This window comes from Kaistella antarctica, assembly GCF_900109615.1.
GTDB classification, from domain to species: Bacteria; Bacteroidota; Bacteroidia; order Flavobacteriales; family Weeksellaceae; genus Kaistella; species Kaistella antarctica.
Genome location: NZ_FOIX01000004.1, coordinates 41,107 through 56,813 on the forward strand (window position 1 = coordinate 41,107; position 15,707 = coordinate 56,813).

The following is a 15,707-nucleotide window of genomic DNA, read 5'->3' on the forward strand; positions in this document are numbered from 1 at the left end:
ACTCATCTAAAAATGAAAAACACTTCCCAATCGGAAGTGTTTTTTTATGTGGATGAATCTTGTGAGTTTTAAGCAAAATCTTTCTTAATAATTTCTTCCATACAATATTCTGCAATCGCAGTTATGGTCACGAACGGATTCACGCCAATCGTACCCGGAATCAAGGAACCGTCGATGACATATAAATTTTGATGACCATTGAGTCTTCCGAACTGATCGGTGGCTTTTCCTAAAACAATTCCACCAAGCGGATGATAGCAGACATCAGCGCCAAATCCATTATGAAACAACATATGTGCGCGCGTGCCACCGTTGGCTTTATTCATCGACCGAAGAAAATATTTTGCATTGTCTTTCATGTGGGCCGTGTGAGATTTATTCCAATCCAAATCTAGCTTTTCCGATTTTACATCATAACTAACTCCTCCAAATTTCTTCAGCTTATTCACCATCAAATAAAGCGAAGTCGCCACATTCATGCCCATTGGCAGCGGCGCGATCTCTACAAAGAAGGGATATTTTTCATCTTCCCAATGATCAATTCCACCAACCGGAATCGTAGATTGCTGAAAGCCGGTACCGCCTGAAAAGGCTTTAACCCAGTTTCGTCCGGTCATAAAGTTTCCATTATTCCCCCACTCTTTACCAATATTTTGATCAATCGGAAATTGAGTTTTCGCCTGAGATTTTAACAACAATTCCAGAGATCCCATGGTTCCAGCCGCCATAATTAATTTCTTGGTCTTAATGATTTTATGCTGAATTTCTTCGCCTTTCGTATTGATGACCGAGATATCCAAGGAATAACTTTTATCTGAATTTTGGGTGATATGGTTGACCTGATGAAGTTCCAGGATTTCTAATTTTCGAGTGGCGGTGGCTTTTCTCAGATAGGTTTTGTCGAGGGAATTTTTTCCGTGGTTATTTCCGTAAATCACTTCACCAGCCAAAGCAGACCGTGGAACTTCATTCTTGTATTCCTGTTCCATATACTTAAAGTCGTACACATTTGGAACACGCACCGTTTTGTAACCAGCTTTATGAGCTTCTTCTTCACCCACTCTATTGAACTTATAAAAATCGCAATCTTCCAGGAATTCCTCCGAGGCAACATTGGTTTTCAATTCTTTATTAGCCAAAGGAAAATAATGAGAATAGAATTTATCGGTATCCAAAGTTGGAAACATTTCTTTGAAATATTCCATCTTCGGCGTTACGGCCATTCCGCCGTTCACCAGCGAACCGCCACCAACTCCGCGACCGACCCATATTTTAATATGTTCATAATCGAGACGATCGAGAGCGCCCGTAAACTTTTCTAAGCTAAACAGATTGAAAAAAGGAGCAATGCTTTTTGTTTTTAACCAAGCCGCCGAATGTCCCGGATTGCTCATGGCAGAAAACTTCTTACCAGACTTCTCCCAGTCCAAACCCATTTCTAATAAAGTAACGGGAATGTTTTTCTCGCAAAGCCTCAAAGCTGCAACCGACCCACCATAACCAGAACCGATGATGACCACGTCTTTATCGATAATTTCTGTGGGATTTTGGGATTGATTTTCCCTTGGGTCTTCTAAAGGATTTTGGGCTTTTCCAAATAAAGTGCCTGATCCTAAAAAGAAAAAGGCAGCAATTCCAAAACTACTCATCTGAATAAATTCTTTGCGATTCATAATTAACCTTAAACAAGAACCGTACTACAAAACCCATTGTTAAAGGATATTGCTGTGTAACTCACATCATTATTGATTTATAAAAACCGATTGGGAAAAACGATTACGATTCTATATTAAAAAAACGGTAGATAAAGGAAATCTCATATAAAATAAATGCAACCACCAAAACATATTGGAAAGTTCTATTCCTAATAAAGATAGCCAACAGACAAAGCGCGGCATGAACAATAATTCTAGAGTAATATTCTGGTTCACTCGCGAGGAAATAATTGTTGCCTTTTAAATAGGTGTCAATAATATCGGCTAAAAAGCAAAGTCCTAAAATTGAAAAAAACCATTTTTTACGCGAGAAAAAATAATCGTCGTATCCTCTATAATCTTTCAAATCATCAGGATAGAGAATGGCACAAAGCAGGTAATAAAGAAGAATATAAATGATGATGAAAATATAATCTGTAAAACTCCATTGCGTAATCAATTTCAAGTTAAACTCCCACCACCAAAAGTGAATGATCAAAACAAAATATAAAAGACCCATAAGAAATGAAGCAGTGAGAATTTCTTCCGACCTGGATGTTGAATAAAATTGACAGATCCTTTGATGAGATGCGTCAAACTCAACCCCAGAATAATCGCAATGATTGACTTGATATGAATGAATTCTTCCATAGAATAATATTACGAAAAAATTCTAAAATAAATTAGAATTGTCAATTAGAAATCTATCGCACTTTATGGAGGATCGTTTCATGTAATTCGAGTGGCGAACAAATATTTATGAAAGGGGCAGAAATAAAAAATAGCGCTCCAGTGGAACGCTATCAATATTTTAAAATTGTAAAAGAAGCCTGCTCTTTATTCTAGCCCGGATCGAAACGACATCCTTTTTTGAGGAGGAACGACGAAGAAAAGATAAAGTGGAGAGCCGGATTGTATTTCGAAAAAACGAAAATCTTGTGGCTCCTAAACATTATGCTTTTCGCTGGATCAACGCCATATAAAAGCCGTCGAAGCCCGAACTCGGCATAATTTTCTCTTCTTTGATCAACGTATATTCTTCATTATTTTTAAGGAAAGTTTCTACTTGCTCATTATTTTCACTTGGCAAAATAGAACAGGTCGCATACATCATCTTGCCGCCTTTTTTCAAAATCTTGGCGTAATCCTGTAGAATTTGTTGTTGCTCTTTTCGGATTCGATCGATGAATTCTTGATCGATTTTCCATTTAGAATCTGGATTTCTTTTTAGAACACCCAACCCCGAACACGGCGAATCAATCAGCAAACGATCTGCGGTTCCGTGTAGCCTTTTGATGACTTTGTTATCGTCGATTAAGCGGGTTTCAATATTATGAGCGCCGGCTCTTTTGGCGCGACGTTTTAATTCTGCCAATTTCCAGGCGTAAATATCAAGGGCGATAATCTGACCTTTGTTTTTCATCAAAGCCGCCAGGTGCAAGGTTTTTCCACCCGCTCCAGCACAAACATCAACCACACGCATTCCTTCTTCAACGTCTAAAAGCTCACCAATTTTTTGAGAAGAGGCATCTTGAACTTCAAACAAACCATCTTTAAACGCAGTCGTTAAAAACACGTTTTTCTTTTGCTCTAACTGAACTGCATCTGGATAATTTGGAATCAAGAAACTTTCAACATTCTCATCTCTCAAGTCTGACACCAATTCTTTGGCCGTCGTTTTTAAGGTGTTGACGCGGAGGATTGTCGGTGCTTGTTCGTTCAAAGCCACCATTTCCCGTTCCCAGCTTGGCCCCAATTCTCTTTCGAAAGTTTCTGCCAACCAGTCCGGAATCGAATGTTCGATCGCTTTCGTCGGAACGTTGTTTTTCTTTAATTTATTGAGGATTTCAGCATTTTTAATACCGTCAAACTCTTCAAATTTCTTGTAATGCGTTTTGGTCCACAGGCAATAGGTCAAAATTAATTTGTAAATATTGGCAGGTTTCACGCCTTCGCCCATGTAATATTCAAGGCGTTTTTTCCAACGGATGATGTCGTAAAAAGTCTGCGCCACCACTTTTCGGTCTTCGCTGCCCCATTGTTTGTGTCCTTTCAAAAGTCGTTCTATTACTTTATCGGCGTATTTTCGGTCTTCGAAAAATGTTTCTTGCAAGGCATCGTGAATTCCGATGAGTAAGTTTCTGTGTATGAGTTCCATTTCGGATAATTTAAATTGAATTCAGCCTCGAATCTTCGGGCTATAATTTTTGCAAAAATAAGGTTTTTTAACCGAAACATGATGATACTTATTTGGGCGCCTTCATCCATCTTCCGTTCCCACTTTTTTGCTGCACTGCGTTTCGCAAAAAGAGTTCCACTCAAGCTGGGGCGCAAACCTCGCCTAAAAAAACCGTAGGGATAATCGTAGTTTCGGTAAATGTGTATATTTGATATTCAATCACCAAGCAAAAACATGAAATATTTCTACGCCCTGTTTCTTATCGTTCTCAATTTTTCCAATTATTATTCACAAAGTAAAGACCTGACCGGAAAATGGATTATGGTTAAAACGATGCTCAATAACGGTAAAAACCTTGACCTTACTGATCCTCAATATTCCACAAAACAAATTTTTGAGATTAAGGAAAACGCCATTAAAATCAGCAACTTTCCCTTCGCTGCACAATTCACAAAGAACCAAATAAAAACGTCCTTTCGAACGCTTAATTTTCGTATTAAAGACAACTATTTAATTATTCAAGAAGATAAAGAAGACAAATCCAGCTCCTATTTAAAAGCCGAAGATTTTGTGAAAAAGTTTCCCGAGTTTGCATTGAAAGAAATTGAAAGAGACGGCACAACCATTCTTGTTGATAATTCATTGACTGGCTATGAATTCAACAACGAGTTATCTTTAGACGATTTCATCGACAAAAACATCAATGCTAGAAACTCCAAAGATTTCAAAAATTTGAACTTTCAAATTGAGTTTATCCTAACTACCAACAATCAGCTTAAAAACATCAAAGTTCTAAATTCAATCGATGCGTTATATGATAGTCAGTTCATCTTAGGGCTAAAAAGAGCTACCAAATATTTTAATAATCTAACCGGAAAGGATTTACTCATTTTTAAAGAAGTCAATCAGTTAAAATGGGAAAATGATTTAGCTGATAAAGAAGAACGAAAGCTATATTCCTATAGTGCCATTGGGTTGAAATATTTTTACACCAAGAAATACGACAAAGCAATTACAGAATTGTCTAAAATAAAAACTTTAAAAACCGAGCGAAATCAATTTAAAACGATCATCAAAGAATCCATGATTAAGCTTGGGATTTCTTATCTCGCCACGGGCAAAATTAATGATGCTTGTCAAACCTTCAATGAAGTTGGTGATAAAACAGATTTTGAAATAAGGAATTACCTCTTGGACTTTTGTGAGAATAAGTAGATTATTAAAAAAGAGATCGGTATTTCCTAATAGCAATTATCAATGGAAGATTTTTATAAAGTTGCTGCTAGTTGGCAACGCCTTTGCAGTGATTTGCGCTAAATTTACTGCATGCCAATAATCCAAGAAAATTCTGTTAAAAAATTCCTGCCTTTAATTCTGGCGACTTCCATTTTTATGCAGATGTTGGATTCTACCATCCTCAATACTTCGCTGCCTTCCATCGCAAAAGATTTGATGGAATCTCCCTTGAACATGCAGAACGCGATTATCTCCTACGTCTTGACTTTGGCTTTATTCATGCCGGTAAGCGGATTTTTAGCCGATAAATTCGGAACCCGAAAAATATTTATCGCGTCTTTAATTATTTTCAGCCTGGGTTCGATTCTTTGTGCAGCTTCGCAAAACCTCAACCACTTGGTCATCTCCAGAGTGATTCAGGGAATTGGCGGTAGTTTGATGACGCCAGTTGGACGACTCGCTTTAATTAAAACTTTTAAGAAAAAAGAACTCGTACAAGCCATGAACTACGCGATTATTCCCGCGTTAATCGGACCAATTCTCGGTCCGCTGGTCGGCGGTTACATGGTTGATTATTTATCGTGGCACTGGATTTTCCTGATTAATATCCCTTTCGGTTTGTTAGGAATTATCCTCAGTTTGAAATATATGCCCGATTATCGCTCGACTGAAATCACCTTTGATTTAAAGGGTTTTTTAATCTTTGCCTCAGCCTCACTCCTGCTTTCAATTTCACTGGAACTTTTTGGTACTGCAAAAAACACTACACCCGTTTTGTTAATTTTCACTTTAGGATTTTTAATGATTTACTATTATTATGTCCACGCTAAAAAAACTGCAAATCCTATTTTTCCCCTAAATTTATTTAAGGTCAGAACCTTCCGCGTTGGAATTCTAGGAAACTTAGCCACCAGATTGGGAATTAGTGCAATCCCGCTTTTATTACCTTTAATGATTCAAATCGCTTACGGACAGACTGCCGTAATCTCCGGTTGGATTGTGGCTCCAATGGCTTTAACAGCGATGTTTGGGAAATCATTCGTGATTAAAATTCTAGATAAATTTGGGTATCGCCAAACGCTGATGATTAATACGTTCATCATCGGATTTTTGATTGCCTGCTTGGGAATCCCTGGAATCGATACTTCTATTTATTGGTTTATACCGATTATTGCGGTGCTCGGTTTTTTCAACTCGATTCAATTCACAGCGATGAACACTATTGCGATTGCAGATTTGCGTGATTCTCATACCAGCAGCGGCAATTCACTCCTCGCAGTTAATCAACAGTTAGCGGTTGGGTTTGGTATTGCCATTGGGCTAATCACTTTAAAGTTATTTGAAAACAACGCAGCAGTTACTCACGGCGAAATTCATTTGGCTTTTCGCTACACCTTTTTCTTAGTCGGATTTCTAACAATTGTTACTGGGTTTGTTTTTAGAAGACTCCACTCTACCGATGGCAATAACATGAAATCGCAAGCTTAAATAAAAAACGGTTTCAAAACTAACCGTGTCAAGGTTCAAAACCTTGACAAGGTTTAGCTATTCTACTTTTAACTTAAACCACGTCAGCGGCGATCTTTTATTATAATAAATCATTCAAAAGTTTTCACAGTAAAATTGTAAAATGTCGAATATTTTGTGGCCTCTTAAAAATATTCTTCATTGATTCTGCTCTTGTCGATTTTAAGAATTGCACCTATTCATAACTTACCTTACATCAATGATTTCAAATATTTTCTGCTGTAAATTTGTATTTATAAATAAGAAAAAGATGTCAGTAAAAAAGGTAGAAATCATAGTAGCGCCAAGACCTGCGCATTTTGTAGGCGATGGTTTCAGAGTGCATAATTTTATTCCCAGTGGTCAGCGATTGGATATGAAAAGAATGGATCCCTTCATTATGTTGGATTACAATTCTAAGTTTAATTTCGGGCCAACTTCGACACCAAGAGGCGTTGGCGTTCATCCGCATCGTGGGTTTGAAACCGTGACCATTGCTTACCAAGGAAAAGTAGAACATCACGATTCTGCCGGCGGTGGTGGAATTATTGGGCAAGGCGATGTACAATGGATGACGGCGGCTTCTGGAGTTCTTCACAAAGAATTTCACGAAAGAGAATGGGCGAAAGAAGGGGGAACATTTCAAATGGTTCAGTTGTGGGTGAATCTTCCGGCAAAAGATAAAATGAGTGCGCCTAAATATCAAGCGATTGCAAATGGTGAAATGGAAATGGTAGATTTAGGAGAAAACGGATTTATAGAAGTGATTGCTGGAAATTACCTGAATAAAAAAGGTCCAGCCTCAACTTTCAGCCCAGTTCATTTAATGAATGCTAAATTGAAAACTGGTGGAACAGCCGAATTTAATTTTCCAGCCAACTTCAATACTGGAATTTTAGTTATTGAAGGAAATATCATCATTAATAATGAAGAAAAAGTACCGACCGATCATTTTGCACTCTTTCAAAATGCAGGAGAACTATTCACAATTGAAGCCACGGAAGAGAGCATTGTTTTAATTCTCAGTGGAGAACCTTTAAATGAACCAATTGTTCCGCACGGACCTTTTGTAATGAATACCAAAGAAGAAATCCATCAAGCTTTCGATGATTATAATAATGGAAAATTCGGATTTCTGGACAACTAAAAATCAGCCAATTTTAATTAATGAAACAGTCAATGTTATTGGCTGTTTTTTATTTTAATAATTATCAAAGCAATTATTTAGGAATTTCCTAAAATAAAACCCAACCATTTAAATTAAATAACTCTTTTAGATACAATGAATAATAATCGTAGATATTAATCGCTAACTTTAATCCTTAAATATTTTACCATGGACGATAAGAAAAAACTGACCAGACAAACCGGAGCACCCGTTCCAGATAATCAGAATACGCAAACCGCCGGACCAAGAGGACCGATGCTGATGCAGGACTATTGGTTTTTAGAAAAGATGGCCAACTTCGATCGAGAAGTTATTCCCGAAAGAAGAATGCATGCAAAAGGATCTGGAGCTTTTGGAACGTTCACCGTCACGCACGATATTTCCGAATATACCAAAGCAAACATTTTTAATGAAATAGGAAAACAAACAGAAATGTTTGCGCGTTTTTCTACCGTTGCAGGCGAAAGAGGTGCGGCAGATGCAGAACGAGACATTCGTGGCTTTGCTTTGAAGTTTTATACCGACGAAGGAATTTGGGATATGGTTGGAAACAACACGCCCGTTTTCTTTTTCCGTGATCCGATGAAATTCCCAGATTTGAATCACGCGGTAAAACGGGATCCAAAAACCAATATGAGAAGTGCCCAAAACAACTGGGATTTCTGGACTTTGTTACCCGAATCATTGCATCAGGTCACCATCATTATGAGTGATCGTGGTTTGCCAAATGGTTACCGACACATGCACGGTTTCGGCAGTCATACGTACAGTTTTATCAACAGCGCGAATGAAAGAAATTGGGTGAAATTCCATTTTAGAACCCAGCAGGGTATCGAGAATTTAACCGATAAAGAAGCAGGAAAATTAGTAGGAATGGATCGAGAATCCTCGCAGAGAGATTTATTCGATAATATCGAAAACGGCAATTTCCCGAAATGGAAAATGTTTGTTCAGATCATGTCGGAAGCAGAAGCAAAAACGTATCGTTTCCATCCGTTTGATTTAACGAAAGTTTGGTCTAAAAAAGATTTCCCCTTAATTGAAGTAGGAGAATTTGAATTGAATAAAAATGCGGAGAATTATTTTGCTGATGTAGAGCAAGCCGCTTTTAACCCGACGAATATTGTTCCTGGAATTGGCTTTTCTCCAGACAAAATGTTGCAAGGAAGATTATTTTCTTACGGTGATGCACAGCGTTATCGTTTAGGAGTCAATCATTATCAGATTCCAGTAAATAAACCGAGATGTCCATACAACGCTTATCACCGAGACGGACAAATGCGCGTTGACGGAAATTACGGTGGCACCAAACATTACGAACCGAACAGTTATGGTGAATGGCAGGAGCAGCCTTCTGCGAAAGAACCACCTTTGGAATTGTCTGGCGATGCTTACGCTTACAACTTCCGCGATGATGATGAAGATTATTTCACCCAGCCAGGCGATCTATTCAGAATCATTAAAGCAGATGGAAAAGCAGAAGTTTTGTTTAAAAATACGGCAGGACAGGTTGGTGGCGCAGAAAAATTCGTACAGATTCGCCATATCAAAAATTGTTACCAAGCAGATCCAGAGTATGGACAAGGTGTAGCAAACGCTTTGGGCTTGAGTATAGAAGAAGTCAATAGTTTCGATATGACGCCTTATGATCAGTGGGCGCCTTCGAAAACGAGATAAAATAAAAATCAGGATTAAATAGGATTGATGCGAAGCGGAAATGTTTTTATAAAAACATTTCCGCTTTTTTATTTTTTAAGCAAAAGTTTTTTCACTATTGTTTTTTTCAATATTGCAATTGTAAAGTTTGCCATATCATTTTCCGTGAAAATTCCCGATTTTTGCGCCTTCAAATATTAATGAAGAAGTTTTACAATAAAGATGCTAAAAGAAAAGAATAAATCTATTGCGACGCTGCTTGCATTTGCAATGATTCCGATGTCGGGTTTGGCGACTGATATTTATCTGCCTTCCATGCCGAGTATGGCGCTCGAACTTCAGCAACCCGAAACTAAAATTCAACTCACGCTCACTTTATTCTTGATCAGTTATGGCGTCACTCAGATTTTTGCGGGAAGTGTCGTAGATTCTTTCGGAAGATATCGTGTTTCGCTTGTTTCGCTCGGATTATTTGCGGTGAGTTTTTTAGTGACTGCCTTAACCAAAGATATCATGGTCATTTATGCAATGCGTGTTTTACAAGGCGTATTAGCCGGTTTTGCAGTCGTCGCAAAGCGTGCATTTTTTGTGGATGTCTTCGAAGGTGCAAAAAGAATCCATTATCTAAGTGTCATGACGATCGTTTGGTCGGTCGGTCCGATAGTCGCCCCTTTTATTGGAGGCTATCTGCAGAAACTGTTCGGTTGGCAATCTAATTTTTATGTTTTAGCGATTTACAGTTTTTTGTTATTGATTTTTGAAATCTTATTTTCTGGCGAAACCTTGAAAGTAAAAAAGCCATTTGCTATTCAGTTAGTTCTAAAGGAATACGATATGCTATTCCGAGCGAAAGATTTTTTCTACGGAATGCTCATGTGCGGCATTAGTTATGCGATGGTAATTTTCTTCAATCTTTGCGGCGCCTTTATTATCGAACATGAAATGGGTTACTCAGAAGTGGTTGCCGGTTACGTTTCTTTAATACTTGGATTTGCCTGGATGTCGGGAGGATTTTTAGGTAAATTTTTAATCAACAAAGATTTTCTTCCTAAAATCAGAGTGGCCAATTACGCCCAAATAGTTTTAATTCTTTTAATGATCTTTTCTTCTTTTTATCTGAATAGCATTTATAGTTTGGTCGCGTTTGCGTTTGTAATCCATGTGACGGCCGGATTTATTTTCAATAACTATTTCGCCTATTGCCTCGGAAGATTTCCAAATTCTGCGGGAGTTGCGGGCGGTTTAACGGGCGGTGTTTCGTATATTATTACGTCTGCAGTAAGCTACAGCATCGTTGCAATGCTTCGACCAACCATGCAGTTGGATGTTGCGGAAGGATATCTGATTATGGGAATTTTGGGATTCTTGATTTTAAGCATGACCAAATTTAGAAAGGCGTACCGTTAAAGTCGTACTTTTTTACAAAAGTATTTCCTCATGATCCAATAAGTTCGATTGTTCTCTCCTTTTGATTGGCATTATTATGGCTCGATATGGACAGAAGATTACCAAACAATTAAAAATAAAATGAGATGGCAACACAAAATTACGATATGATCAATATCGACCAAAACGACGAAACTTTTGACCTTTTCTATGATGCTGAAAAAGCAGGTTTCCTGGAATACAATAAAAACAAAGAAGGTGTTTTAGAAATTACACATACCGAAGTTGCGGAAGAATTTGGTAGAAAAGGTTTAGGAATGGAACTGGTAAAAGTGGCGGTCGAAGATGCGAAAAAGAATAATTTGAAAATTCATTCGCTTTGTCCGTATGCGAAAAAGATGATTGAGAAAACGCCGGAGTTTAAAGATCTTTTGGTTTAGTGAACGTTGCGATTAAACTATAATCATTAATAAATTTATATCATGAAATCAAGATTAAGCATTGCCTTATTGCTTGTTGGATTAGTTACATTACAATCCTGTAAAAACGAAAAAGTAGAAAGCACAGACGTTGTTTCAAACGCACCGAAGATAGACACTGCAGTTATTCCCGATCCAGAAGTGGAAATGTCCGAAAGCCCTGGAACGCAAATCTATTCTGAACTTAGAAAGCAAGATATTGCACTTCAAGCAGAAGCAGTTATCCTTAATTCCGTTGCGGAAGGCAGTAGTGAAAAAGCATATCTGATCTTCAATGAGGACGAATCTAAAGTCGAAGTTTTTTTACCAGAAAATTCTAAAGGATTCATCTACGAACGCAAAGGGACTGAGGGCAATTACACTTGGACCGATGGTTTAAATGAACTCATTCAGTGGAAAGGTTACGTTTTAAGGACCTTGAAACAAGCGAAACCTCTTTTCGCGGGAGATTTAAAATATCAATAATTACAAAAAAAATACCCTTTCGGAAAGTTCCGAAAGGGTATTTTTTTCGTCGACATTGTTTAAAGAAGCAAAAATCTGCGCCCCGACCTGAGTGGAGCTCCTTTTTTCCTTGGCTAAGTCTTTCTGCTTGGGCGAGGTTAGTATAAGGAAAAAAGAGCGGGAACGGAGGGTGGAATTGTGCGCCCAAATCATTACAAAAAAAACTATATTTGCTCATAAATTTTCAAAAATGAACACAGGAACTATTTTACTCTTATTTGTTTTCGCCTATTTTATCGGGCTCTTGGTGATCTCTTATATTACGAGCAGGAATGCGGATAATCAGTCTTTTTTCATCGGGAACAAAAAAAGTAAATGGTGGCTGGTGGCCTTCGGGATGATCGGGACGAGTTTGAGTGGCGTGACCTTTATTTCGGTGCCGGGAACCGTTGGAAAGATGACTTCTGGCGATTATGCTTTCGGTGGGTTTGAATATTACATGCTGGTTATTGGATTTTTTATAGGCTACTTTATCGTGGCCTTCGTACTTTTGCCGCTTTATTATAAAATGAATCTGACGTCGATTTACACTTATCTCGGTCGGCGTTTTAATGTGGAAGCCCATAAAATTGGATCGATATTTTTTATTATTTCACGCTCTATCGGGGCGACAGCGAGGTTATTTCTCGTCGTTAATGTTTTGCAGATTTTCCTTTTAGAAGGGTTAGGAATTCCTTTCTGGTTGACGGCAGCCGTTATTTTATTAATGGTTTTACTGTACACTTTTGAAGGTGGTGTAAAGACGATTGTGATTACCGATACGTTGCAAACTTCGTTTATGATCATCAGTTTGATCGCTTGTATTGTTTTTATTTTATCGCAACTGAATCTTTCGGCGGGTGAAGCGTACACCGTTTTAGCCCAAAAAGATTATACGCATTTTATCAATTTTGATGTCAACTCTAAAACCTTTTTCCTGAAAACTATTTTGGGTGGAATGTTTATTACCATCGCAATGACGGGATTGGATCAGGAAATGATGCAGAAAAACATCTCGGTTGACAATCTTCATAATTCGAAAAAGAATATGCTGACTTTCGCCGTGACCTTATTAATTGTGAACCTTGCTTTCTTATTTTTGGGTGGACTACTCTATCTATTTTCCATGGAAAATGGGGCGGTTTATGGTGAGATTGTAAACGTGGTAAATGGTCAGGAAAGCATCACGAATGCTTTTGGTTTTAAAGATGCTTCAACAGGCGCGATTAACAACATTATGGGTGATGATTTGTTTCCAGCACTTTCGTTGCAAGGCTATTTTCCCTTATTTATTTCGGTCATTTTTATTATCGGTTTAATTTCGGCGCTTTTCCCGTCTGCCGACGGCGCGCTCACAGCGGTAACCAGTTCTTACTGTGTCGATTTATTAAACATGAACGAAGACAAGGAGAAAACAGAAAAGCTAAAGAAGAAAACCAGAATGACTGTTCACTTGATCTTCACTGTTATTTTCTTTGTTTTAATCATGGTTTTCAAAGCCATCAATGATAAGTCCATCGTATATCTCATCATGGAAGTTGCGGGTTATACGTACGGACCACTGCTAGGACTTTTCGCTTTTGGGATTTTAACGAAATATCAGATTGTAAAGAAATACGGAATTCTGGCAGTGACTTTAGTTTCGCCAGTTTTAACTTGGTTGCTTAATTATTTTGTGACTCACAATAGCGATTATAAAATCGGTGTAGAATTGATTATTATTAATGGATTGCTGACTTTTATTGGGTTGTGGTTGATTCGGAAGAAGAGTTGAAAATTCGAGAACTAATACTTTTTGAATTTGCTTGACTAACATTGTCGAGATCTTTAAAACTAACAATATTTATTATTTGAAAAGTAAATCCGAGCTAACCACTCGGATTTTTCATTTTAAAATAAAAAAAAATTTTCCACAAAATAATAAATGTTAGTATTTTTACTATCTTTGATTCATCATTTGTAAAATATGAAAAGACTAAAAGTTGGTGAAGTAATAAAAATGCTGGAAAAAGACAGTTGGTTTCTTCATAGACAGAAAGGAAGTCATAGGCAGTACAAACATCCTGATAAAAAAGGGACAGTAACTGTAAATGGTAAACCAAGTGAAGTTTTATCGCGAATGCTCTTAAACAGCATCTTTAAACAAGCCGGCTGGAAATAATTTAAATTTAAAAAAATGCAAAAAATAAAAGTAATAATAGATTGGGATGAGAATTTCGGTGCAGTTTCAGATTTGGTTGACGGTTGCGTGGCGACTGGAAAAACATTCGATCAAATAAAAGAAAATTATGCTTCTGCTTTGGAGTTTCATCTTGAAGGTTTAGAACAGGAAGAAATTCCGCCAGAACTTTTGGGGAAATATAAACTTGAGTTTGAACTTACTGCTCAAGCGCTGTTACATCGATTTGATAAAATTCTTACGCGCGCAACTCTATCGCGGATTACGGGAATTAATGAAAGACAATTAGGTCATTATGTGTCAGGATATAGAAATCCAAAAGCAGAACAAAGAAAGAAAATTGTAGAAGCATTTCATCAGTTAGGAAAAGAATTCCTTTCGGTATCATAAATATAAATACTGCAACTAAAAGCAGGATTTTTCATTTCCAAAACTAATTCAAAAATTGCTAATTTAGCACTGAAAAACATTACCAAAAAAACACAATCACCATGAAAAAACTATTAATTCTAAGCCTGCTCTTCTTCGGAATGATCCATTCCTTCGCACAAGATAACTTCGACCTTTCCACTTTAAGGATTGGCCCTTTTACGGTTTTCATGAAAGATAAAGCGGCAGAGCAATTCAGCAAAACGAAATTGGTGACCTACGATGGTCCCAATGAATACAACAAAAAGAATAAGGTCAATTACAATGGTGAAATTATTGAAATCGCCATTATGCCCAATTGGGATGATGTAGGACAAAAGGAAAATGGTTATCAAATTTATTCCTTATCAACCAAAAGTAAAAAATTCCGCACCAAAAGCGGAATGGGTGTTGGCAGCACCAAAGATCAATTGATCGATGCTTACAGAAACTATCCCAATTTTTCCGTCAATCAAATGTGGGATGAAAAAACCGAAAAACAATCTTCTGCGATGAGCAGTTTTGTGCTGACTGATAATGATGCTGGAACGTACTTATCGTTCACACTGACAAATAATATAGTCACAGAAGTGAGTATTTATATGAATGAAGGTTGTTAATTATTTATGGTAAGAATCGAGAATACATTCGACTGTTAGAAAAAAGTAGACCTAAAAAATCCGAGTTAATAGTGCTCGGATTTTTTTTATATCAATTAACCATTTTACTGCATTAAATTAAGGTTTCCAATAAGTCCAGCCTTCACCATTGAAAACAGCCAGCCTTTTTGCACCAGCTTTGTTGATGTAGACCATCATGCCGGGAGCGGGACGGGGAATATCATCGGTACTGGCAACCATTGGTAGAACCATTGCTTTGGTTTGAGATTCTAAAATCAGAACGCCGTCTGCATCAGATGTCTTAGCACCAATAATCGCTCGAGAAGAAGCATCTTCCGTAATAGTAGAAGCTTGAGTGGTCAGCGCCGAAGTTACATTCGCTTCATTTCCGCTGCTAAGATCTACCCAGGTTGGCGAACCGTTATAATACTTTACTTTAGCTTTGGTCGGATCTGAGGCGTCCAGAATGATTGTTCCTTCTACAAGCCCAGCTCCTACCGGTTTTACTTTAACATAAGGCAGAATAATACCTTTGTTTTCTCCGGCTGCAAACTCAACCAAGACTGAATTTTTGTTCGACGCAGTTCCGATGGCATCGCCAATAATCACTTGTGAAAAGGCAGTAACAGAAACGAGCATAAATAAGATTGAAACTATATTTTTCATTGTGTATTTCTTTAATTTTTAAAATGAACTTGAGTGTAATGATTGAC

Annotated in this window: 15 protein-coding genes; 11 read left to right on the forward strand and 4 right to left on the reverse strand. The window is 37.6% G+C overall.

Features of this window, described 5'->3' with window-relative positions:
* Positions 1 to 68 precede the first annotated feature (68 nt).
* The 3 genes from BMX49_RS11860 to BMX49_RS11870 all read right to left on the reverse strand — a co-directional run bounded on the left by BMX49_RS11860 (position 69) and on the right by BMX49_RS11870 (position 3,852).
* Entirely contained in the window at positions 69 to 1,673 is a 1,605-nt protein-coding gene (locus BMX49_RS11860; RefSeq protein ID WP_034719825.1) for a GMC family oxidoreductase N-terminal domain-containing protein, read from the reverse strand.
* Positions 1,674 to 1,776: 103 nt separating this feature from the next.
* Complete coding sequence (locus BMX49_RS11865; RefSeq protein WP_126337125.1) at positions 1,777 to 2,193, reverse strand: hypothetical protein; 417 nt, start codon at positions 2,191 to 2,193, stop codon at positions 1,777 to 1,779.
* A 453-nt stretch (positions 2,194 to 2,646) separates the two neighbouring features.
* Positions 2,647 to 3,852: an RsmB/NOP family class I SAM-dependent RNA methyltransferase gene (locus BMX49_RS11870; RefSeq protein WP_034719822.1), complete on the reverse strand. Its 1,206-nt coding sequence runs from the start codon at positions 3,850 to 3,852 to the stop codon at positions 2,647 to 2,649.
* Positions 3,853 to 4,107: 255 nt separating this feature from the next.
* On the opposite strand from BMX49_RS11870, the gene BMX49_RS11875 reads away from it, so the two are divergent.
* The 11 genes from BMX49_RS11875 (at position 4,108) to BMX49_RS11930 (ending at position 14,994) form a co-directional block, all read left to right on the forward strand.
* The gene (locus tag BMX49_RS11875; RefSeq protein WP_034719819.1) at positions 4,108 to 5,088 is read left to right on the forward strand and encodes a tol-pal system YbgF family protein; all 981 of its coding nucleotides are present in this window, start codon (positions 4,108 to 4,110) and stop codon (positions 5,086 to 5,088) included.
* A 111-nt stretch (positions 5,089 to 5,199) separates the two neighbouring features.
* Complete coding sequence (locus tag BMX49_RS11880) at positions 5,200 to 6,597, forward strand: MFS transporter (protein ID WP_034719817.1); 1,398 nt, start codon at positions 5,200 to 5,202, stop codon at positions 6,595 to 6,597.
* 289 nt (positions 6,598 to 6,886) lie between these two features.
* A complete protein-coding gene (locus BMX49_RS11885) occupies positions 6,887 to 7,762 on the forward strand; it encodes a pirin family protein (RefSeq protein ID WP_034719814.1) in 876 nt (291 codons plus the stop codon).
* A gap of 189 nt (positions 7,763 to 7,951) precedes the next feature.
* Positions 7,952 to 9,460, forward strand: coding sequence for a catalase (locus BMX49_RS11890; RefSeq protein ID WP_034719812.1), 1,509 nt, complete (start codon positions 7,952 to 7,954; stop codon positions 9,458 to 9,460).
* A 201-nt stretch (positions 9,461 to 9,661) separates the two neighbouring features.
* Positions 9,662 to 10,846: an MFS transporter gene (locus BMX49_RS11895; protein WP_034719810.1), complete on the forward strand. Its 1,185-nt coding sequence runs from the start codon at positions 9,662 to 9,664 to the stop codon at positions 10,844 to 10,846.
* Positions 10,847 to 10,971: 125 nt separating this feature from the next.
* Positions 10,972 to 11,265, forward strand: a complete 294-nt coding sequence (locus BMX49_RS11900; protein ID WP_051803762.1) for a GNAT family N-acetyltransferase — start codon at positions 10,972 to 10,974, stop codon at positions 11,263 to 11,265.
* Between the two features lie 42 nt (positions 11,266 to 11,307).
* Positions 11,308 to 11,769 carry a hypothetical protein gene (locus BMX49_RS11905; protein WP_051803761.1) on the forward strand — a complete coding sequence of 154 codons (462 nt, stop codon included), beginning with the start codon at positions 11,308 to 11,310 and terminating at the stop codon, positions 11,767 to 11,769.
* A gap of 229 nt (positions 11,770 to 11,998) precedes the next feature.
* The gene (locus BMX49_RS11915; protein ID WP_034719806.1) at positions 11,999 to 13,561 is read left to right on the forward strand and encodes a sodium:solute symporter; all 1,563 of its coding nucleotides are present in this window, start codon (positions 11,999 to 12,001) and stop codon (positions 13,559 to 13,561) included.
* A 192-nt stretch (positions 13,562 to 13,753) separates the two neighbouring features.
* Entirely contained in the window at positions 13,754 to 13,948 is a 195-nt protein-coding gene (locus tag BMX49_RS11920) for a type II toxin-antitoxin system HicA family toxin (RefSeq protein ID WP_034719804.1), read from the forward strand.
* 15 nt (positions 13,949 to 13,963) lie between these two features.
* Complete coding sequence (locus BMX49_RS11925) at positions 13,964 to 14,356, forward strand: type II toxin-antitoxin system HicB family antitoxin (protein WP_034719802.1); 393 nt, start codon at positions 13,964 to 13,966, stop codon at positions 14,354 to 14,356.
* A gap of 101 nt (positions 14,357 to 14,457) precedes the next feature.
* Positions 14,458 to 14,994: a hypothetical protein gene (locus tag BMX49_RS11930; protein WP_034719801.1), complete on the forward strand. Its 537-nt coding sequence runs from the start codon at positions 14,458 to 14,460 to the stop codon at positions 14,992 to 14,994.
* A gap of 117 nt (positions 14,995 to 15,111) precedes the next feature.
* Here the strand turns inward: BMX49_RS11930 and BMX49_RS11935 are convergent, their stop codons facing one another.
* Positions 15,112 to 15,660, reverse strand: a complete 549-nt coding sequence (locus BMX49_RS11935; RefSeq protein ID WP_034719799.1) for a phage tail-like protein — start codon at positions 15,658 to 15,660, stop codon at positions 15,112 to 15,114.
* Between the last annotated feature and the right edge of the window lie 47 nt (positions 15,661 to 15,707).